This window comes from Mycobacterium hubeiense (assembly GCF_002838065.1).
GTDB lineage: Bacteria > Actinomycetota > Actinomycetes > Mycobacteriales > Mycobacteriaceae > Mycobacterium > Mycobacterium hubeiense.
Genome location: NZ_PIZU01000128.1, coordinates 1 through 787 on the forward strand (window position 1 = coordinate 1; position 787 = coordinate 787).

Genomic DNA, 787 nt, shown 5'->3' on the forward strand with positions numbered 1-787 from the left:
GCATCCAGCCCCAGGTCCACACCAGCGTCGGTACGGCCTGCCGTCAGCGCGTATGGCCGGACCAGGCTCGGCTGGTCCGCGGTTTCCGGTTCGGTGAACCAGTCGCCGATCGGCCGATGCGCATCGGCGTGTTTGTCCCGGCCAGGTGGCGCACCGTGCTGCACCTTGTGGTTCTCCAGGAACCACAAAGCCTGGTCGGCGTGCACCGATGCGCGCAGCTCGCTGGAGATGACCTTGAGAATGGTGCGGTCGGTGTCGATGACGAACGTGGTCCGTCTGACCGGCAGCCACCGGGCCAGCAGACCGCGGCGCCGACTGTGCCGGCGGCGCTGGCGGGTCGCCTCGCGCGCGACGACGGATCTCCGCAGTTTGGCGAACCTGCCTCGGCGCACGCCGAACATTTCGGACACCACGCCGTCCTCGTCGGAGAGCAGCGGATAGTCGAACGAGCGCTGTTGGGCGAAGTGGGCCTGCTTGTCGACGGTGTCGGTGCTGATGCCCACCCGCTGGGCGCCCACCGTGTGGAATTCGTTGCTCAGGTCGCGAAAATGACAGGCCTGCGCCGTACAGATCGGTGAGGACGCCAACGGGAAGAAGAACAGCACAACCGGCCCGTGGGAAAGAAGCGCAGACAGGGTCCGAGGTCGACCGGTGTGGTCATACAGAGTGAAATCAGGCGCCTTCTCGCCCGCAATCATCGGCAAAGACTAACGCCGGGACGCGCCGCGCGACGCGCGACTCGGCCAATTCGGTCAACGCCGAGCAGTTGCCCGGTCACCGGGCGATG

At 66.7% G+C, this 787-nt stretch carries 1 pseudogene; it reads right to left on the reverse strand.

The annotated features are described in order from the left end of the window. Nucleotides 1-170 precede the first annotated feature (170 nt). Nucleotides 171-698, reverse strand: a pseudogene (locus CWS39_RS28355) (peroxiredoxin); the annotation flags it as partial. Nucleotides 699-787 lie beyond the last annotated feature (89 nt).